The following is a 20,464-nucleotide window of genomic DNA, read 5'->3' on the forward strand; positions in this document are numbered from 1 at the left end:
ACAGACAAAGCCCCAACGCTTCATAAAATTAAAAGAGCTGCAAGCCGACAAACTAGCCAACGCTTTTGCAGCACATTTAATTTTACCCAACCGCACCCAAAGCCCACCCACCACCCTGACAATTAAAAAAAGCTAAAATATTTTGTATAGTTAGGATGCCTAACTATATTTGCATCGGCAATCTTGCCACAAACTTAATTCATTCAAAAAATGACAAAATCAGTGTTTTACCACGCAGGTTGTCCAGTATGCATTAGTGCAGAGCAGGACATCGTGTCGCTTATCGGTAGCGACAAAGTAGAAATCGTTCATTTGGGCGAGCAAAAGAACAGAATTGCCGAAGCGGAAGCAAAAGGCGTTAAATCTGTTCCTGCATTGCTTACCCCAAACGGGAACGTACTTCACCTGAACTTTGGTGCGTCTATGGCGGACGTAAAAGGTTAAAAAGTTTGCCCCACATTGTTAGGATAACTACCTTTGTGGGGCTTTCTTATTTTCTATGGCAATGAGAATATTTTTTTTAACCATCACGATGTTGTTTGCTATTTCGGTAAACGCATAAAACAATAAATCAAAAGAAATGAAAGTAGCAGTTTGGGACACCTATGTAACAAAAAAAGACGGTAGCGTAATGCACTTTGACATTATCGCACCCGATGAAATTAGAGATACATCCATAATTTACGGTTATGGTAAAGACTATCTGACATCAAAGGGGCAAGAAGGACAACCATTAACATCAAAAGAATGTAGGTTCTGCCATATAGAAACTCTACGAGCAGAGTGGGAAGCTGCGATAAAGCAAAAAGGATATTTTATAATTGAAATGGAAAACTGCAAATAGATGAAATCAGCATTTGATGTAAACCGACAGAATAAAAAAGTAGAAAGTAAAATTGTTGTGGCTTTGGAGCGTATTTCCGAAGCCTTCCGTGTGTTGCTATGGAACGAAAGCAAAGAAAACGCTTTAAGCCCTATTCAAATACAGGTTTTAATCTTCCTGCTTTTTCATAGCGAACAACAATGTAAGGTGAGCTACTTGGCACAAGAATTTAATATGTCAAAAGCTACGATTAGCGATAGCGTAAAACTACTATTGAAAAAAGGGCTAGTACAAAAATTTGATGACCCTATTGACACAAGAAGTTACGTGATTGGCTTAACTGACCAAGGAAAACAAACAGCAGACAAGTCAGCCAATTTTGCTTTTGCTATTGAAAAACCATTGGGTTCGTTGACGGAAGATCAAAAAGAAATTATCCTTTCGGGGTTGCTCAAACTTATTCACGAATTGAACAAGGCAGGTATCATCACCATTCAACGAATGTGTTTTACTTGTTCAAACTATCAAAATACAAACGGACAACATTACTGCAAATTGCTTCAATCAAAATTGGCAACAACAGATTTACGAATTGATTGCCCCGAACACGAATTGACTTTAAACTAATCATTAAACACATTTTCAAACCAATGAATTTTGAAATCCAAAATATTTTACAGAATGAAAGAGTAATTCTTCAACCATTAAAAGAAGATGATTTTGACGATTTATTCAAAGTTGCATCTGACCCTAAAATTTGGGAACAGCATCCCAATAAAGACCGTTGGAAAAAAGAAGTATTCAAAGTTTTTTTTGAAGGTGCATTGCAGAGCAAAGGAGCATACAAAATTTTAGAAAAAGCTACACATAAAACTCTTGGTTGCACCCGTTTTTATGATTGGGATGAAAATGATAAAAGTATTTTTATTGGTTATACCTTTTATGCTACAGAATATTGGGGGAAAGGGATAAACGCATCGGTTAAGCGTACAATGTTGGATTACATTTTTCAATTTGTAGATAGAGTAAAATTTCAAGTTGGAGCATCTAATGTAAGGTCACATATAGCCATAACCCGAATTGGTGCAACAAAAATAGCTGAACAGGAAGTTGCTTATTTTGGAGAAGAAGCGAAGCTCAATTTTATTTATCAAATTCTTAGGGAAGAACTCAAACAAAATAAAAGCGAATGAACGTTCACGAAATCATCATAATCGACCGAGAGAAAGTAGAATTATCAGAGATTCTAATGGATGAAGAAAATCGTTTTGCCATTCATCAACTCATAAAAGAATACAAATACATTGATGAGTTAAAAAAGTATGGTCTACCCGTAAATAATAAAATTTTGCTTTATGGCAGTTCGGGCTGTGGCAAAACCACAACAGCTAAAGCCATTGCAAATAGTTTGGGTAAGCCTTTAAACATTCTTAGTTTGAGTAATGTAGTGCAATCAAGAATTGGGGAAACTTCTCAAAATCTAAAAATGGTTTTTGATAAAGTGGCAAGAGAAAATTCGGTATTATTTTTAGACGAATTTGACCAAATAGGTAAAATGCGAAGCAATGACGATAGAGATGTGGGCGAAATGCGAAGGCTTGTTAATACACTTCTACAACTCATTGATTATTTGCCCGAAAGAGCATTACTTATTTCTGCTACCAACCATTTAGAAATCTTAGACAAAGCACTTGTTAGACGTTTTCAAGTAGTAGTAAAATTTGAAATGCCTAATAAAAAATCATTAGATGATTACTACGACAAAATTTTAGTTTCAATGCCTGAACATTTAGCAAACATCAATCGCAAATATGAAATTTCTTTTGCCGAAGCCAAAGACTACGCTTTTACAACAATAAAATCGCTTCTAATTGAAGAATTGGAAGCTGAACTTCAAACTCAATTATTGGGATGAATGAGATAATTCAAAATATTGCAGTTATTCATAATCGGATAAAATCCGCTTGCACCAACTGTGGTAGAGATAGCCAAGGTGTAAAACTTCTGTTGGCAACAAAAACAGTTTCGGCCGAGAAGATTTTAATTGCACTGCAAACAGGCGAAAACTTGATTGCAGAAAACAAACTACAAGAGCTAAAAGAAAAATATAAAACGCTAAAAGCCACACCGCACCAAACCCATTTTATTGGGCACTTACAAACAAACAAAATTAAAGAAGTAATAAAATATGCTAATTGTATTCAATCGCTTGACAGAATAGAATTAGCAGAAAAATTACAAAAGCGTTTAGAGTTTGAAGATAAAACGATTGATGTTTTTGTGCAAGTAAATACATCGTACGAAGAAAGCAAATTTGGCATTGCACCAGAAAAGGCTTTGGATTTTGCTTTACAAGTTCAGCAACTTGAAAGACTGCACATAAAAGGTTTGATGACGATAGGACTTTTTTCGGCAGAGACAGAAAAAGTCCGTAAATGTTTTAAACTTCTTAAGAATATCCAAAACCAAATGTTAGAGAAAAACATACCTGTTCACGAGTTATCTATGGGTATGAGTGGCGACCTTGAAACAGCCATTGAAGAAGGGTCAACCATTATTCGGGTTGGAACAGCCATTTTTGGCAAAAGACCTTATCCCGACAGTTATTATTGGAACGAAAAAAAATAGTAAAATGAAATCATTACGAATACATTATTTACAACACGTAGCCTTTGAAGGATTAGGCTATATAGAAACTTGGGCGAACGAGAATAATCACATTTTAACGGCTACAAAATTTTATGAAGATTTTGTTTTGCCTGAAATTGCCGATTTTGATTGGTTGATTGTAATGGGTGGACCAATGGGCGTTTATGATGAACTTGAATTTAGTTGGTTAGAAGAAGAGAAATTATTTATCAAAAAAAGCATTGAAGCAGAGAAAAAAGTAGTAGGCATTTGTTTGGGTGCTCAATTAATTGCTTGTTGTTTGGGAGCAGAAGTGATGAAAGCTAAAAACAAAGAAATTGGGTGGTTTCCTGTATTTCCGACTGACCAGTGTAAAAAACTTTCTTGGTTTTATGAACTATTCAAAGACAACCCAATTGTTTTTCATTGGCACGGAGACCAATTTGAAATTCCCACCAATTGCTCAAACATATTAGTATCAGAAGCAAATACCAATCAAGCATTCAGCTATGGCGACAATGTAATCGGCTTACAGTTTCATTTGGAAGTAAGCGAACAGACTACTGAACTGATGTTAGAAAATGGAAAAAGCAACTTGATAAATTCTCGTTTCGTTCAATCTTTGAGCGACATAGAAAAAGGCATACAACATATCGGACACTGCAATAAAATTATGAAAGCCATTTTAGAACAGTTAAGCAAATAGACACATACAAGCCAAGGCATTTGGTGGCACATTTGCAAAACCGCACAAGCCGACCCACAATCCAAAGTCTTGCAAAAGAGCCACCAAGCCAACGCACCTAAACAGACACGAAATGACAACCAAACAGACGACAGAAAAAGAAGGGCGAAGGCATAACATCACCTATAAGCAAGCAGGGGTTTCGTGCTTCGTAGGACAGTAAATTGCTATATTTGGAGTTCAGTTCTTCATAGGAAGTTCAGTGGTAAAAATCCCTGCCTGCGTATAGCTGAGAACCGTTAGGTGCAAGCGTAAAGGACGACACAACAACCATCGACAAGCAGACAATTTAACAGAAAAAGTAAACCATTTTGACAAGTGACCAACATACAGACAATATCACAAACGGACAACGAGTAAGCCGACACTCTTTGCCGACCCTTCTGTATTTTTTATTTTTTCCCACACTTTTTTTTAATTCAATTTTAGCCAACCGCACAAATGGCACATTTGGTTTTGCTCGACACACAAGCCGAACCTTCGCAAAACCAAAAGAGCCATTTTTTGCCAACGCACCGAATGACATTAGGACTTTAAATAATTATCTTAGCAACTTGACAATTTAAGAATGGCATTAAGCTGGAACGAAATAAAAGATAGAGCATTAAAATTCTCAAAAGAATGGGCGGACACTTCAAACGAAGAAGCAGACGCAAAGCCATTTTTAGTTGAGTTCTTTAATGTGTTTGGCATTAGCAGTAAACGTGTTTCGACCTTTGAACACAGAGTAAAAAAACTGGACGACAAAGACGGATACATTGACCTGCTTTGGAAAGGAACGATTTTAATTGAGATGAAAAGTCGAGGTAAAAACCTTGACAAAGCATATCAACAAGCCAAAGACTACACACACGGACTGAAACAACACGAATTACCGAAATACATTCTCATTTCTGACTTTGAAAATTTTAGACTTTACGACCTTGAAGAAGATAAAATCGTTGATTTTAAACTCAACGACCTTGTAAATAATGTTCAGCATTTCGGTTACATTTTAGGTTATCAAAAAAAGGTTTACAAAGAACAAGACCCTGCAAACATTAAAGCAGCGGAGTTAATGGGTAAACTTCACGACAGATTGGAAGAAATCGGTTACACTGGACACCCATTAGAAGTTTACTTGGTTCGTATTTTGTTTTTATTGTTTGCCGAAGACACAACAATTTTCAACAAGCAACAGTTTCAAGAATATTTAGAACAGCGGACAGCCGAAGATGGAAGCGACCTTGCTTCAAAGCTGCAAGAATTATTTCAAGTATTAAATACACCGAAAGAAAACCGTTTTAAAAATCTTGACGAGCAACTTGCCGACTTTCCGTATGTAAACGGAAAACTTTTTGAAGAAAACTTGCCTACGGCAAGTTTCGACACAAAAATGCGTCAAGCCTTGCTTGACTGCTGTTACATTGATTGGAGCAAAATATCGCCAGCGATATTTGGTTCAATGTTTCAAAGTGTAATGAACCCAAAAGAACGCAGAAACTTAGGAGCACATTATACAAGTGAAACCAACATTTTAAAACTTATCAAACCGCTTTTCTTAGATGACCTTTGGAAAGAATTTGAAAGTATCAAAGACAACAAAAACAAACTTCCCGAATTTCATAAAAAACTTAGCACACTCAAATTCCTTGACCCTGCTTGCGGTTGCGGAAACTTCCTTGTAATTACATACAGAGAATTGCGTTTGCTTGAAATTGAAATTTTAAGAGCCTTAAATAAATCAGGACAAAGAGTAATTGATGTAAGAGATATTATTTGGCTTGACGTTGATATGATGTGCGGAATTGAATATGAAGAATTTCCTGCACGAATTGCAGAAGTTGCAATGTGGCTAATTGACCACCAAATGAATATGCAAATTAGCAATGAATTTGGGCAATACTTTGTTCGTTTGCCTTTGAAAAAAGCAGCTAAAATTGTTCACGGTGATGCTTTAGAAACTGACTGGGAAAATGTTGTTTCAAAAAATGAACTCTCATTTATTCTCGGAAACCCGCCTTTCATTGGTTCTAAAATAATGAAGCAAAGCCAACGTGACCAAATTGTAAAACAGTTTGACAATGCAGACGGCAGTGGAGTTTTAGACTATGTAACAGGTTGGTATATCAAAGCAGCAAAATTTATTCAAGGCTCAAAAATTAAAGTTGCCTTTGTTTCTACAAACTCGATTGTTCAAGGAGAGCAAACAAGTATTCTGTGGGGGCAAATGCTAAACAAATACAATATTAAAATTCATTTTGCACATCGCACTTTTAAATGGAGCAACGAAGCAAAAGGAAATGCAGCAGTTTATTGTGTCGTAGTTGGCTTCGCCAACTACGACACTAATAACAAGAGCATTTTTGAATATGAAGATATTAAAGGCGAAGCCCACGAATTGAATGTTAAAAATATCAATCCGTATTTAGTTGATGCAAAAGATTTATTGATAAACAAAAGTTCTAATCCAATATGCAATGTTCCGAAAATGAGTTTTGGGAATATGCCATTAGACGGAGGACATTTGCTTTTATCGGACGTAGAGAAAAAGGAGTTTCTTATAAAAGAACCCAAAGCAGAGAAATTTATTAAACCACTAATTTCAGCTTATGAATTTCTAAATGGCGAAAAACGTTGGTGTATTTGGCTTGTAGATGCTGAACCAAGTGAATTGAAACAACTACCAGAGATTTTAAAACGAGTTGAAGCAGTTAAAAAATTTAGACTTGACAGTGTTGCTCCCTCAACACAGAAATTTGCAGCAACACCAACTTTATTTCGTGACAGAAATCAACCTGACACATATATTTTAATACCAAGCACTACATCAGAAAATCGTAAATATATTCCATTAGGATTTTTTGGTAAAGATGATATTGCAAATAATAGTTGTCATACAGTTCCAAACGGCAACTTATTTCATTTTGGAATTTTAATGTCTGCAATGCATATGGCTTGGGTTAAATCGGTTTGCGGAAGATTAGAAAGCCGATACAGATATTCTAAAGATATTGTTTACAACAATTATCCTTGGCCAGAAAATCCAACGGAAAAACAAATTAAAGCTATTGAAACAGCAGCACAAAAGGTTTTAGATGCAAGATTAGAATTCCCTAATAGCTCTCTTGCCGACCTATACGACCCTTTGACAATGCCACAAGCATTAATAAAAGCACATAACGAATTAGACAAAGCGGTTGACTTGGCATACAGACCGCAACCATTTACAAGCGAAGCAAACAGAATGGTATTTTTATTTGAACTATACGAAAAATATACGGCAGACCTTTTTACAAAAGAGAAGCCGAAGAAACCCAATAGGAAAAAAGAATCTTAATAAAACATTATGCAAACACAATTTCAATATATAACGGACTTAGCAAAGCAGTATCGAGCATATACCGAAAATCCGATTTCGTTATATGCCGCAATTAATAGTTTGCCTAAAAATATTGTTGAAGAAATTTATAAAGAATATGGCGACCCTGACCGTGATTTTAAACCAGTAAATTTATTACGAGCAGAAATTGCCCGTAGAATTTTGCAAGGCGAAACTGCAAGCGAAGCACTGGTAAATGAAATAAAGGATAATATCAGAACTAAAAACGTTGACTATTTCAATCATTATAAAGAAGACTTCTTAAAGCAGATTCAAGAATACGAATTATTTAAAAGAGACCTATTCGCCAATTGGCAAAACCCTTGGAGCATTTTTCACAGCTACTTTTACAGAGGAACAATAAGAGAAACAGTATTAAACTATCTTGAACAAATAGCAAAAGATTTATTAGCCAAATTAGAATTAAAGGATTACATTTTTCATAAAGTTGACTTTCAAGGAGCAACTAATTTTGGCAGTGATTTTTGTTGGATAGCTTTATATCCTATAACCAAAGAATCTCACAAAGACAGTTATCAATTTTTTGTTCGCTTTGATGCTTCACCAGAAGCAGGTCAAATTGCAGGTTGGTCAGTAAAAGAGCCCAAACCAAATAATCTAAAAGCTATAGCAACTTATGATGATGCCTATAATTTATTCCAAAAATTAAAGCCTGAAATAACAAAACTAAATAAGGAAAGTCGAAATTATTTCAAGTTTGCACCAGGCAGTCAGGCATCTGAATGGGAAAGGTTTCATAACGAAAATATTATTGCAATAGATTTCAACTTCGATGATTTAAACAAGTTTGAATCAAGAGAAGAAATGAATAAAGAAATCGGACTTAAAGACGATGACAAATCAAACAAAACTTGGAATCTTTGGCTTTTTAAAACCGCAAATATTGGTGATGTAGTTTTTGCAACTAAAGGAGTGAATACCTGCTTAGGTATTGGTATAATTGAAGGTAGTTACTTTTTTGACGGCATATGGGACAACTTTAATCACAGACGAAAAGTAAAATGGATAACAGATAAAGTTTATCAATACAAATCAAACACTTTAAAGAATTACAAAAACCTTTTCCGACCTGATACATTTAGCCCGACAATAGTATATGAGTTTATATTGAATGAGTATGTAAGACTTTATCCTGAACTTGCTTCGGTTTTTGCAGCAAATAATTTAAAATTCACAGCAGAAAAAATAGGAACTACTCCTATCGTTTCAGAGCCACTAGTAGAAATAGATGAAGTAAATGAAGAAACAGAGCCTTTGAATTTTTGGTGGCTGAATGCTAATCCTAAAATTTGGAGCATTAGCAATCATACGGAAGGACAAAGGCAAACCTATACAACGCATAACGAAAAAGGAAACAAAAGAAGAATCTATAAATACTTTGAAGCAGCTAAAGAAGGCGATTTAATTATTGGTTACGAAAGCACGCCAACCAAACAAATTAAAGCAATTTATGAAGTAACGAAAGGAATTCACAACACAGCCAACGGTGAAGAAATAGAATTTGAACTGGTTGAGAAGTTGGAAATCCCAGTTCATTGGAACGACCTGAAAAACAATGCTGCTTTGCAACATTGCGAAGTATTCATCAATAATCAAGGAAGTTTATTCAAACTTACAGAAGAAGAATACGACATCATTCGTGAGATAATTGATAACAAAAACATTATCACGGAAAAACTTCTTCAAAGCAGTAACATTAAAAAATACAAGTTTACTGACGACAGCGACAAGCCATTTATAAGTGAAGTTGATTTTTTACAAACCGTTGCACTATTAAAAAGAAAGAAGAATATTATTTTACAAGGTCCTCCGGGAGTTGGAAAAACTTTCATAGCCAGAAAATTGGCTTATGAAATAATGCAAGAAATAAAAGATGCAAACATTGAAATGGTGCAGTTTCACCAATCATACAGCTACGAAGATTTTATTCAAGGACTAAGACCAACACAAAAAGGCGGTTTCGATTTAAGAGACGGAATTTTTTATTCATTCTGTCAAAGAGCATTGGCACATCCTGACAGACCTTTCTTTTTTATTATAGATGAAATAAACAGAGGAAATCTGAGTAAAATATTCGGAGAATTGATGATGCTAATTGAAGCAGATAAAAGAGAAGAAAAATTTGCACTAAAACTAACTTACGCAGAAGACGAAGAAGACCGCTTTTATGTTCCTTCAAATTTATACATCATTGGAACAATGAACACGGCAGACCGTTCATTAGCAATTGTTGATTATGCTTTAAGAAGACGATTTGCTTTTATTACACTTCAACCTGATTATGGTAATAATTTCCGTTCATTCCTTGCTTCAAAAGGTTTATCTGCTGGAATGGTTGAACATATTTGTTCAGCAGTTACAAAAGTGAACAGTAAAATAAAAGAGGATATTAACCTTGGTGAAGGATTTCAAATTGGACACAGTTATTTCTGCACTTTTACAACGAATGAAGATGAAAATAAATGGTGGAATGAAATTTTAAGTTTTGAATTGAAGCCTCTGCTTGAAGAAATTTGGTTTGATGATTCAACAATAGTTTCAGATGTTTTAAAACAACTATCAAGATAAGTAATGCAAATACCTATTGAGAATATTTACTACTTACTTTGCTATGCTTGGAACAAGCTAGATGAGAAAGAACGTGTAAATGTTTCGATAGACGATAAGACGGAACTTCTTGACCTTTTTGCAAAGATTTTAATTAATGCTACAAAAATGCTTTTGAAAAGAGGCATTGATAAAAATTATATTGACTACACAGAAGAACTAGCAGGCGTAAAAGGTAAAGTTCAGATTAGTCAGACATTGAAAAGCAATTTACTTTTTAAACAAAGAACCATTTGCACATTTGACGATTTCTCCGCCAACATAATTTCAAACAGTATTTTGGTTTCAACCATTTATAGACTTACGAGAACCAAAGGACTTGACAAGCAGCTAAAAAATGAATTAGTTAGTTTACAAAGAATGTTGTCAGACATTGAACAAATTGAAATTACCAATTCACTCTTCAAGCAAGTAAAACTAAATAGAAACAACCGTTTCTATGGATTTGTAATGAATGTTTGTCAAATTATTTATGAAAGCACTTTGCCATCCGAAGAACAAGGAAAATATAAGTTCTCCGACTTCACAAGGGATGATAAAAAAATGAATCAATTATTTGAATCGTTTGTTAGAAACTTCTATAAAATCGAACAGCAGAAATACAAGACAGTAAAAAAGGAAACTATTAAGTGGCAATTTGATAACACAGACAAAGATAGTTACCAATATTTACCTCAAATGGAAACTGATATAACTTTAGAAAATGACGATGAAAAAATAATAATTGATGCAAAGTTTTACCGTGAGACAATGACTTTGAATTACGATAAGGAACGCATAAAATCAGCGAACTTATATCAGTTATTCAGTTACCTGCTCAACCAACAAGACACAAACTTAAAAACACATAATGCAACAGGCATTTTACTTTATCCGACAATTGAAACAGACTATAATTTAAATTTCAAATACAATGAACATAAAATACAAATCAGAACAATTAACTTAAATTCAAATTGGAGAAATATATCATCACGTTTAAAAGAAATAATTGAGGTGGACAAAAAAGCCATCGCACAGGTGTAAGCACATTTGCAATTCGCACAAGCCAACGCACAGACCAAAAATTGCAAAAGAGCTTTCACATTTACAACGCAAAAGAAAAATTGAATTAAAAAAAATTCCAACGCTTTAAAAAAATAAAAAATACGCAACGCACAGCCGACACTCAATGACACGACAACTCAATAGCTACAATGGTTTACAAGCACGGTGGACAAAAACGCCAGCACCTAACAGCACCTACAAAAAATTGGCGGTTCAGTGCTTCGTATGACAGTTTTGTGGTTAATCAAACATTCGTTCTTCGTATGAAGTTTAGTGGTGAAAATCGCCAACTTCTTGTAGCTGCAAAACGTTGGGTGCAAGCCTAAAAGACAACGACAGTGAACAAATTAACGACACGACATAAAAGAAAAAAATGCCACCGCACAAATGGCACATTTGGTTTTGCCCGACACACAAGCCAACCCTTCGTAAAACCAAAAGAGCCATTTTTTGCCACCGCACCGACAGAAATGAATAAATTTGACAACTAAGAAATTGACAATATGAGTATAGAACAAGGACTTAACTCAAGACGAGAAAACGACAAGCAGGTTGAAAGCCAACAATGGTTTCAAAAGCTTATTCAAGCAGACCAGTATGTTGGTGACATCTACTCTATCAACTACGAGACAGCAAGGGTAATTATTCACGACTTTTACAGAGAAAAAGTTGGCGGAATACCAAGTTTAAGTTTTCTAATTGCGACAAGAGTTGACCCGAGCAAAACAGACATTGACTTTAAAAAGGAAGATGCTTCATTTGTTCTTTTGCGGGTAATGGATGCAGCAGCTTTACCACAAGACAAAGATGCAGAAAGAATAAGAGTTGAAACGGCTCAAAGAATAAGCGGAGAGACTGAAAAACATTGGGATGATGCAGGTTCGATGGACTTGCGAACAAAAAACATTCTTGGTTTTGCAGGGGTTCAATGCCGAATTATTGGAACATTCTTTCTTGAAGAAAATGGACACAATGGTGAAGCTCCACTAAACCTAAAGTTTGGTAGCGACATTTCTAATTACTACCCAAACAGGGGATTGAAAGTATATAAGCCAAACGGAAAAGCACTTGAACAAATCGTAAATTACGCTGACCCGTCAAGCATTCAGGCTCACACAGAGAAATACGGAAACACAGAGAGAGTGAAACTTGGATTTGTTCGTTATGCGTCAACAAATCGTAAGTATCAGCAAGTAGATGATGTTCCTGTTTTTATATACCCTGCGGACTTACTTTCTCAAAAATCCGCATTATTTGGTATGACTAGAACAGGTAAATCAAACACTACTAAAATAATCGCCAAATCAGTATTTGAATTACGAACAAATGAAAATCCAAATGATAGACCACTACGAATAGGGCAAATTATTTTTGACCCAAACGGTGAGTATGCAAATGAAAATGTTCAGGACAATAATTCCGCTCTAAAAAATGTTTGGCAGCTATTACCAAATGGTGTAAAGGCTAATGAAGTTGTTACTTACGGAATAACCCGACATCCCAACGACCCTGACAGAACTTTAATGTTGCTGAATTTCTTTGAAGACGAGAACCTACAAATTGGAAAAGAAATAATAGATAGCATACTTTCAGAAGACAACACGACATATATCAAAAACTTTTGCCAAGTTAGTTTCGAAGAACCTGACGCAGGTGACAGAAGTGCATTAACAAGACACAGTCGTAGAGTCTTGGCATATAAATCGGTATTGGCAAGGGCAGGATTTGCTATTCCACAAAATCAAAGAGCAAATACGAGAAGTTTATTTAACAGAGACTTGTTAAACGCTATGCAAAATAGTGCAAGCGACAATGCACCTGAATATCAATCAGCAGCACAGATTTTTGGAAATCAAAATCCTACTTGGGGTCAACTTGCCAATGCGTTTGAAGCACTAGACAAATTTATAAGGGATAGGAATAGTGGGTATCAAGCATTTGAAACCGCTTATGTTAATCGTCCAAATGGTTCAGGGGATAGATGGGCTGATGAAGATTTAAAAAAGATAATTGGCATTTTCCAGTATCCTAACGGAACAAGGAAAATTGGTAAAGCAGCAGAACAACATAGTGCTGATACTACAAGTGATTACGCTGAAGATATTTACAATCATCTTGTTCAAGGGAAATTGGTAATAATCGACCAATCAAGCGGTGAACCTGAATTGAATAAATCGTCTGCAACACGAATTATGACCAAAATTTTCAAAGAAAATCAAAGACGTTTCATTCAGGGAGCAACTGACATTCCTGAAATTTTAGTCTATGTTGAAGAAGCACACAACATTTTACCCGCAGGTAATGATTTAGATTTATCTGACATTTGGGTAAGAACTGCCAAAGAAGGTTCTAAGTATCGAATTGGAATGGTATACGCTACACAAGAAGTGAGTAGTATTCAAAAGAACATCTTAAAAAATACTGCTAATTGGTTTATCAGTCACTTGAACAATACAGATGAGACAAAAGAACTTTGCAAGTATTACGACTTTGCAGACTTTGAACCATCAATAAGGCGAGCACAAGACAAGGGATTTTTAAGAGTAAAAACATTAAGTAACCTATTTGTCATCCCTGTTCAGGTTGACAAGTTTGAAGTTTAAAGCACTATCATTATGAGTTTTGAAGGAGAATTTGCCAGTTACGAGCCTTTAAGACGGTTACTTGATAGTGAAAAAGTTAAATCACTTCAAAACCGACTTAAAATAAGGCAACAGGAAGAAGAAACAGAAGACTTTGAAGGTTCAATAGTCAAAAAATCTGATTTGACTGAAAGCACATTGCAACCTGATTTAGTTCTTGCAATTGATGGTAGCAATTTAGCTGCTAAAGCAGAAAACGGATTTCCCGGTGCTGAATTTGGCTACATTACAATAGCTTCTGTTTTAATTGACTTAAAGTTAATTGGAGAGTTGGAAAAAAAGGAATTTGTAGAACCAAAGAAATTTCGGGAAACTGAGAAGGCATCAACTATTGAAAGTGTTTTTCCCGGCTGTAATGTAATTCTTGATACAGAAAAGAATGCCAAATCTTCTTTAAGGAGAGCTTTATTTGAAGAGTTACGAAACAACACCATTTTCACAGATGGGGAAACTTTGCTTGACACTTACGAGCATCTTTTCAGAATAAAACGAGAGCATTTTAAAGAAAAGAATTTACCAAGAAGTCCAATTGAAGGAGTTGAAGAAGAAATGACCTATGACTATGGGGAATATACCTGTCCTCATTCAGGTGAGCCGCTTTTCTCAACTGATGCTTTGCGTTTACACGAACTTATGAACCCAGGCGGGAGCAATGGTGAAATGTTTGGGCAAATAATGTCAACTCTCGAAAAACTTTGGCTTGTTCATATTCTAAGAGCATTTGAACGCAAAGGATGGTTAGCAACACTTCGGAGAGTTGCTTTTATAATGGATGGCCCTTTAGCAGTGTTCAGCACTTCATCTTGGCTGACGAAAGTTATTAGTCACGAATTAACCCGACTAAATGACCTTCAAAGGCAAGTAAACGGACAAGACCTTTTAATAATTGGAATTGAAAAATCAGGAACATTTTTTAATCACTTTATTGAGATTGATACTACCAAAGATGGGGTGACTGACAAATTTCCAAAACAATCAGCCTTACTCCTAAATGATGGCTACATAAAACGAAATATCATATTTTCTGAAAGCCCCAAACCATACGGACAAGACACCTATTTTGGAAGAAAACTATTTTACAAAGCAGCATCAGGTCAAAAAATTGTTCCTGTTGTAGCTTGTTTCAACGAGTATCAACGAAATCTTGAAACTGCAAATCCTGATCAATTTACAAGATTAGCAGATGTTATGAATTTGCTTGACCAACTTGTTTCAAGTAGATACCCTAATTCTGTTTCACCGTTAGTTTCTGCACACGCTGAAGCAGCAATTCCATTGAACTTAGGTAAACGAATATTTGAAGATATCGCAAGAGAAATAAGAGAGAAATCAAAAGAATGATAGCAAGAGAAAAAATATTAAAAGGTTTTGAAACTGCCGAAGCACGTTGGGCAAGGTTTGGACCATATTATGCTATGTTTCCTTTGGAATTTGCATTTGATGTAGTTGAGAAGTATTCAAAGAAAGGCGATTATATCATTGACCCTTTTGCGGGAAGATGCAGCAGTATATATGCAGGTGGTGTTTTAGGTAGAAATAGTTTGGGAATTGAAATCAATCCTGTAGGTTGGTTGTATGGCACTGTAAAACTTCAACCAGCAGAGAAAGAAGAAGTTGTTGACCGACTTCTTGAAATTTATGGTAAGAGAAACTATTACAATAGAGCCATACAACGAATGCCTGAATTTTATCGCATTTGCTACTGTGATGAAGTTCTGAAATTTCTATTGGCTGCCAGAACTCATTTAGATTGGAAAAACAATAATATTGATGCGACATTGATGTCAATCCTTCTAATTTATTTACACGCAAAACTTGGTGAAGGACTTTCCAATCAAATGAGAATGACCAAATCAATGGGAATGAATTATTCGGTGCAATGGTGGAAGAAAAACAAATTGACCGTACCACCTGATATAAATCCTTGTGATTTCATTCTCAAAAAAATTGAATGGCGTTATGAGAAAGGAAAACCTAAAGTTACTGAGAGTGCAGTTGTGTTTGGCGACAGTTCAAATGAATTAGTAAACATTGCAGAGCGAGCAATAAACAACGATATAAAATTTTCATTGCTGTTTACTTCACCCCCTTATTGCTCAATTACTGACTATCACGCTGACCAATGGTTGCGACTTTGGCTTTTAGGTGGTTCTGAAAATCCACAATCACTAAAGGAAAAACACAAAGGACGATTTGTAAACAAGCAAGAGTATTATGACCTGCTCGACAATGTTTTTGGACTTTGTGCCAAAATGATGAAAAGGAAAAGCACTGTTTACGTGCGGACAGACAAGAGAGAATTTACATTCAACTCGACACTTGAAATCCTGAAAAAGCATTTTCCAAATCATTCAGTAAAAATCGTAGAAAAGCCTTTGACAAAAGACACCAAGACACAAACAAAACTTTACGGGGACAAGACAATGAAACCCGGTGAAGTTGATATTATAATGACAAGAAAATGAGCCAACCCAACAGCCACACACATTGCCAAGTCGCACAAGCCTTCACGCAAGCCAAAACTTGGCAAAGAGTGTGCCTGTTCCAACGCTCAACTGACAGACAATCAACACGAAAGACAGAAGGCCAGCACCCAACAGCGGTTTGGCGTAATGGCGGGTGCAGTGCTTCGTATGACAGTTTTGTGGTAGGTTCAAGTGCAGTTCTTCGATTGAACTTTTGTGCTAAAAATCCGCCACTACGCCAAGCCGCAAAAACGTTATAGGGCATAGTATGACGACACAGACGACTGACATAAAACGAGAATTTAAGACACCTTTGGGAGTTGTTCGTTGCGGACTTATCTGTAACCGACAAGACAATGTTATTGAGACAAAGAAATACGAAAACGGCAGTTCGGAAATTTTTAAAACGGACGCACACAACATTGAAATCGTTTCATTTAAAATAAGAGTTCCACTTTATAATGGGGAGACCTTGACTGACAGTTTCGGCTGGATTTTTAGGATTGAAAAAACGGCTGACATTGACGAGAAACTAGAAACCTATTGCTTGCTTGACAAAATCAATGGCGAAATAACTTTTGACACAGCGACAGGAGAGCACTTGGACGCAATACAAGCCGACAGTAACGAGTGGACATTGCACATTGGGACAGAAGACGGAGAAATTTTAAATTCAAGAGCAGAAAATGACGACTGGTTTCCGCCAAGACTTAAAAACAAAGTGGATTTCTATCAGTCAATAACAGAAATGAAACAGAACGGATTTGTGACAAAAATTCCCGAACTAAAACAGGGAGAAAAAATTCACATTCAGTATTTGACAGCATACGACAAGAGAGATGAACAAAAAGTAAACACTTGGCTTGCAGTTGACGAGTTTAAAAGAAAATTAGAAAACTGGATTGGTATATGGTGACAAGAACTACGCCCTATAACAGGCGTTTGGCGCAATGGCGGGTGAAGTGGTTAATTGAACATTCTACCTCGCATCCACTTTTGTGGTGTTTTGACAGTTTTGTGCTCCGAAATCCGCCACTGCGCCAAGCGCCAAAACGTTGGCTGCAATGCTAAGACCACACAACCGACAGTAACCGTTGACAACTTTTGACCTTTTTCGGACTGCTTAACCGACAATTTAAGTAAATTTGGAAACTAATATTTTGACAGAGATAAATGAGTAAAATAATATCAGATAAGGCAATAAAAACAAGACAGTATTGGATTGAAGAAATCCGAAAACTGAGCGGACACTTTGGTAACGACACAGAAAAATTAGAAAAGGAGCTAGAAGCCGAAATAAAGAAAAACGGTGTTTCGTCACTTATTGACCACTTGCGACTTTGCGGAAATATCCCTGAAAGTTACGGACACGACACAAGTGAAGAAAAACTATATTCAAAATACACCGACTGCTTACTTTCATTAGCTTATTCGGCATTAGGACTTAAAAGTTTGGTGCTTAAAGAGAGAGCAGATGCGGCAGACGTTGAAGCATTTGCAAAAGATTACAGCTTTGTTGCAGATGCAAAAGCATTCCGACTAAGCAGGACAGCAAAAAATCAAAAAGACTTTAAAGTTCAAGCAATGCACGGTTGGAAACGTGGCAAACCATACGCAATGGTTGTTTGTCCTATTTATCAACTTCCAACTTCGTCAAGCCAAATTTACCAGCAAGCAACGACACAAAATGTTTGTGTTTTTACATATTCACACCTTGCATTGCTACTTTCTTACTCTGAAAAGGAAGGAAAGACAAAAGCCGAACAGCTTTTAAAGAAAATTTTCGAGACAGTTAAAGCACTCAATCCTTCAAAAAATGCTACCGACTATTGGTTAGCTATCAATAAAACAATTCTCTCCTTTTCTAAAGCAGTAGAACCTTTGTGGAGTATCGAGAAAGGCGTTGCGACTGAAAGTATTACTATTTCTAAAGAAGAAGCCCTAACATTCTTGGCACAAGAAAGAGAAAAGATAATGCGAATGAGTCACAAAGAAGCATTGAAAGAACTTATCAAAGTTCACAAGATTGAAAGCAGAATTAAAACTATTAGTGCAATTTCCGATAACGGACTATTTACACTTAAATAAGAGACAATGGAAAATTTCATAAATAAAATAATTGAAGGTAACTGTGTAGAAGTAATGCGAAAGTTTGACGAAAATCTAATTGACCTTACAGTTACTTCCCCCCCTTATGACGATTTGAGAAATTACAAAGGATTTGTTTTTCCATTTGAAGACATTGCAAAAGAACTTTACAGAGTTACAAAACCAGGTGGCGTAGTAGTTTGGGTTGTTAATGATGCAACGATTAACGGCAACGAGACAGGCACGAGCTTTAAACAAGCATTATATTTTCAGCAAATTGGTTTCAATCTTCACGACACAATGATATTTCGTAAGGCAAATCCAATTCCTCAAATCTACCGTAAACGCTATAACAATGAGTTTGAATTTATGTTTGTTTTCAGCAAAGGTGTTGTAAAAACACATAACCCGATTATGGTTGACTGTTTGCACGCAGGACTTGAATTAAATGGAACTACCTACAAAAACTTTTCAAAGAACGAGCAGACAAGAGAAAAATTAGCAAAACCAGTCAAAGACAAAAAAATAAAAGGAAACATTTGGGAATATGTTGTCGGTAAAAAACAAGAAGACCAAGAAGCAAAAGGACACCCTGCACCTTTTCCCTGTGAACTTGTAAGAGACCACATAAAATCTTGGACAAATCAAGGCGACTTAGTATTTGATCCAATGAGTGGTAGTGGGACAACAGCAAGAGTTGCTTGCGAAATGGGCAGACAATATATCGGTATTGACATAAGCCACGAATACTGCGAAATTGCAAGAAAACGAGTAAAATTAATTGCAGACATACCGACTTTATTTGTTGTTGAAGAACCAGAAGAAGAATATGCCGAAGTAGAAGAAGCACAGCAGCCAACAGCGGTTTTGCGTAATGGCGGTGGACGTGCTAAATTGAACGGTAGTGCTTCTAAAAAAAGTTAGTGGTTATTGACAGTTTTCTGCTTCTAAATCCGCCACTACGCAAAGCCGCCAACCGTTAGCAGTCAGGCTAAAACGACAATCCAACAAGACAATAACGAATGACAATTAAGGCAGAAAATATTTTAAAACTTAACGACAGCGACTTGCGACATTACAAGTTGCACCTTGCTTGTTACAATGGACACGAACAACCATTGAATGTTTATTTACAAGGTTGGGACAGGTGGGTTGGATGGAATGAATGGCGTGGCAACAAAAACGATTTTAACAGACAATACATTTTCAGTTTGATTCAATTTTATCACGAACCAAACAAATGGCTATTTGGCGGCATTTTTAAAGTTGTAAACAGACTTGATGACTGGGCAGACACCGAAGTTGGTTATGAACTTGAATTGGTTGACTTACATAAAGAGTTAATCGGACGACTTGTGATTGACTTTTATCGCTATCAAGGTTTGCGTGGACGAGCATTTTTACTTGAAGGCTATTACAAGGACTTTGTTGTATCTGAAATTCTTAAAAAACCATTTGATGGAATTAATTTCCCTGGATACGAAAGCATAAACATTGACTTCCCTGAATTAGAGACCGTTTTCAAGTATCAAAAGAATGATTGGAAAGCTGCATTGGAGAATGTAAAAGGTGTTTATGTGATTGCTGACAAGTCAAACGGGAAAAAATATGTTGGTTCTGCATACGGTGATTTTGGTATTTGGTCAAGGTGGTCAGTTTACGTAGGGACAGGACACGGCTTTAATGACGAATTAACCAAAATAATTGCAGAAAACGGCATTGACTATGCAAGACAAAATTTTAGATTCAGTTTATTAGAATATCGCTCTATGCGTATTGACGACAACGTGATAATAAACAGAGAATCTTACTGGAAAGAAGTATTATTAACAAGGGGACAATTCGGCTACAATAAAAACTAAATGACAACTGACTTGAATATTGACGACAGAAAAGAAGCCCGAACCGCTAACACGGGTTTTGCGTCAGGCGGGGTGCCGTGCAAACTTGAAGCTATGTGCTTCTATTCAAGTTCAATGCTGGTTGACAGTTTTGTGCTCCAAAACCCGCCCGAACGCAAAGCCCGAAACCGTTAGG

18 protein-coding genes are annotated in these 20,464 nt (G+C 36.1%); all 18 read left to right on the forward strand.

Translation table 11 applies throughout. From position 1 onward, the window contains the following. Positions 1–210 precede the first annotated feature (210 nt). The 18 genes from KIT51_11530 (at position 211) to KIT51_11615 (ending at position 20,463) form a co-directional block, all read left to right on the forward strand. The gene (locus KIT51_11530; protein UYN85514.1) at positions 211–444 is read left to right on the forward strand and encodes a thioredoxin family protein; all 234 of its coding nucleotides are present in this window, start codon (positions 211–213) and stop codon (positions 442–444) included. 136 nt (positions 445–580) lie between these two features. Next, positions 581–844: a DUF2024 family protein gene (locus KIT51_11535; GenBank protein ID UYN85515.1), complete on the forward strand. Its 264-nt coding sequence runs from the start codon at positions 581–583 to the stop codon at positions 842–844. Beyond that, complete coding sequence (locus KIT51_11540; protein UYN85516.1) at positions 845–1,450, forward strand: winged helix-turn-helix transcriptional regulator; 606 nt, start codon at positions 845–847, stop codon at positions 1,448–1,450. It begins immediately after the preceding gene. Between the two features lie 23 nt (positions 1,451–1,473). Continuing rightward, positions 1,474–2,016, forward strand: coding sequence for a GNAT family N-acetyltransferase (locus KIT51_11545; protein ID UYN85517.1), 543 nt, complete (start codon positions 1,474–1,476; stop codon positions 2,014–2,016). Beyond that, positions 2,013–2,738: an AAA family ATPase gene (locus tag KIT51_11550; protein ID UYN85518.1), complete on the forward strand. Its 726-nt coding sequence runs from the start codon at positions 2,013–2,015 to the stop codon at positions 2,736–2,738. The genes KIT51_11545 and KIT51_11550 overlap by 4 nt, the downstream gene beginning before the upstream one ends. After that, positions 2,735–3,451: a YggS family pyridoxal phosphate-dependent enzyme gene (locus KIT51_11555; protein UYN85519.1), complete on the forward strand. Its 717-nt coding sequence runs from the start codon at positions 2,735–2,737 to the stop codon at positions 3,449–3,451. Before KIT51_11550 ends, KIT51_11555 begins: the two co-directional genes overlap by 4 nt. 4 nt (positions 3,452–3,455) lie before the next feature. After that, positions 3,456–4,157: a type 1 glutamine amidotransferase gene (locus KIT51_11560; protein ID UYN88571.1), complete on the forward strand. Its 702-nt coding sequence runs from the start codon at positions 3,456–3,458 to the stop codon at positions 4,155–4,157. Positions 4,158–6,405: 2,248 nt separating this feature from the next. Further along, positions 6,406–7,515, forward strand: coding sequence for a hypothetical protein (locus tag KIT51_11565; GenBank protein UYN88572.1), 1,110 nt, complete (start codon positions 6,406–6,408; stop codon positions 7,513–7,515). Positions 7,516–7,524: 9 nt separating this feature from the next. Next, a complete protein-coding gene (locus tag KIT51_11570; protein UYN85520.1) occupies positions 7,525–10,146 on the forward strand; it encodes an EVE domain-containing protein in 2,622 nt (873 codons plus the stop codon). Between the two features lie 3 nt (positions 10,147–10,149). Further along, the gene (gene mcrC, locus KIT51_11575) at positions 10,150–11,211 is read left to right on the forward strand and encodes a 5-methylcytosine-specific restriction endonuclease system specificity protein McrC (GenBank protein ID UYN85521.1); all 1,062 of its coding nucleotides are present in this window, start codon (positions 10,150–10,152) and stop codon (positions 11,209–11,211) included. 524 nt (positions 11,212–11,735) lie between these two features. Next, positions 11,736–13,835 carry a DUF87 domain-containing protein gene (locus tag KIT51_11580; protein UYN85522.1) on the forward strand — a complete coding sequence of 700 codons (2,100 nt, stop codon included), beginning with the start codon at positions 11,736–11,738 and terminating at the stop codon, positions 13,833–13,835. A gap of 12 nt (positions 13,836–13,847) precedes the next feature. Beyond that, a complete protein-coding gene (locus KIT51_11585; protein UYN85523.1) occupies positions 13,848–15,215 on the forward strand; it encodes a DNA double-strand break repair nuclease NurA in 1,368 nt (455 codons plus the stop codon). Then, positions 15,212–16,339 carry a site-specific DNA-methyltransferase gene (locus tag KIT51_11590; GenBank protein ID UYN85524.1) on the forward strand — a complete coding sequence of 376 codons (1,128 nt, stop codon included), beginning with the start codon at positions 15,212–15,214 and terminating at the stop codon, positions 16,337–16,339. The genes KIT51_11585 and KIT51_11590 overlap by 4 nt, the downstream gene beginning before the upstream one ends. A 268-nt stretch (positions 16,340–16,607) precedes the next feature. Continuing rightward, positions 16,608–17,255, forward strand: coding sequence for a hypothetical protein (locus KIT51_11595; protein UYN85525.1), 648 nt, complete (start codon positions 16,608–16,610; stop codon positions 17,253–17,255). Positions 17,256–17,512: 257 nt separating this feature from the next. Continuing rightward, positions 17,513–18,427 (forward strand): HindIII family type II restriction endonuclease, encoded by a 915-nt coding sequence (locus tag KIT51_11600; protein UYN85526.1) that lies wholly within the window; start codon positions 17,513–17,515, stop codon positions 18,425–18,427. Positions 18,428–18,433: 6 nt separating this feature from the next. Then, on the forward strand, positions 18,434–19,351 hold the full coding sequence (locus KIT51_11605; GenBank protein UYN85527.1) for a site-specific DNA-methyltransferase: 918 nt from the start codon (positions 18,434–18,436) through the stop codon (positions 19,349–19,351). A gap of 98 nt (positions 19,352–19,449) precedes the next feature. Next, entirely contained in the window at positions 19,450–20,289 is an 840-nt protein-coding gene (locus KIT51_11610) for a GIY-YIG nuclease family protein (protein ID UYN85528.1), read from the forward strand. Then, complete coding sequence (locus KIT51_11615) at positions 20,290–20,463, forward strand: hypothetical protein (GenBank protein UYN85529.1); 174 nt, start codon at positions 20,290–20,292, stop codon at positions 20,461–20,463. Position 20,464: the final 1 nt, after the last annotated feature.

It is taken from the genome of Cyclobacteriaceae bacterium (genome assembly GCA_025808415.1).
Lineage (GTDB): Bacteria > Bacteroidota > Bacteroidia > Cytophagales > Cyclobacteriaceae > UBA2336.

Excerpts from the sequence above, each read along its gene's own strand:
- KIT51_11560 (UYN88571.1), top strand. The coding sequence starts at position 3,456 with ATGAAATCATTACGAATACATTATTTACAACACGTAGCCTTTGAAGGA.
- KIT51_11615 (UYN85529.1), top strand. The coding sequence starts at position 20,290 with ATGACAACTGACTTGAATATTGACGACAGAAAAGAAGCCCGAACCGCT.
- KIT51_11595 (UYN85525.1), top strand. The coding sequence starts at position 16,608 with ATGACGACACAGACGACTGACATAAAACGAGAATTTAAGACACCTTTG.
- KIT51_11580 (UYN85522.1), top strand. The coding sequence starts at position 11,736 with ATGAGTATAGAACAAGGACTTAACTCAAGACGAGAAAACGACAAGCAG.
- KIT51_11545 (UYN85517.1), top strand. The coding sequence starts at position 1,474 with ATGAATTTTGAAATCCAAAATATTTTACAGAATGAAAGAGTAATTCTT.
- KIT51_11550 (UYN85518.1), top strand. The coding sequence starts at position 2,013 with ATGAACGTTCACGAAATCATCATAATCGACCGAGAGAAAGTAGAATTA.
- KIT51_11530 (UYN85514.1), top strand. The coding sequence starts at position 211 with ATGACAAAATCAGTGTTTTACCACGCAGGTTGTCCAGTATGCATTAGT.
- KIT51_11590 (UYN85524.1), top strand. The coding sequence starts at position 15,212 with ATGATAGCAAGAGAAAAAATATTAAAAGGTTTTGAAACTGCCGAAGCA.
- mcrC (UYN85521.1), top strand. The coding sequence starts at position 10,150 with ATGCAAATACCTATTGAGAATATTTACTACTTACTTTGCTATGCTTGG.
- KIT51_11600 (UYN85526.1), top strand. The coding sequence starts at position 17,513 with ATGAGTAAAATAATATCAGATAAGGCAATAAAAACAAGACAGTATTGG.
- KIT51_11570 (UYN85520.1), top strand. The coding sequence starts at position 7,525 with ATGCAAACACAATTTCAATATATAACGGACTTAGCAAAGCAGTATCGA.
- KIT51_11565 (UYN88572.1), top strand. The coding sequence starts at position 6,406 with ATGCTAAACAAATACAATATTAAAATTCATTTTGCACATCGCACTTTT.
- KIT51_11555 (UYN85519.1), top strand. The coding sequence starts at position 2,735 with ATGAATGAGATAATTCAAAATATTGCAGTTATTCATAATCGGATAAAA.
- KIT51_11610 (UYN85528.1), top strand. The coding sequence starts at position 19,450 with ATGACAATTAAGGCAGAAAATATTTTAAAACTTAACGACAGCGACTTG.
- KIT51_11535 (UYN85515.1), top strand. The coding sequence starts at position 581 with ATGAAAGTAGCAGTTTGGGACACCTATGTAACAAAAAAAGACGGTAGC.
- KIT51_11540 (UYN85516.1), top strand. The coding sequence starts at position 845 with ATGAAATCAGCATTTGATGTAAACCGACAGAATAAAAAAGTAGAAAGT.
- KIT51_11605 (UYN85527.1), top strand. The coding sequence starts at position 18,434 with ATGGAAAATTTCATAAATAAAATAATTGAAGGTAACTGTGTAGAAGTA.
- KIT51_11585 (UYN85523.1), top strand. The coding sequence starts at position 13,848 with ATGAGTTTTGAAGGAGAATTTGCCAGTTACGAGCCTTTAAGACGGTTA.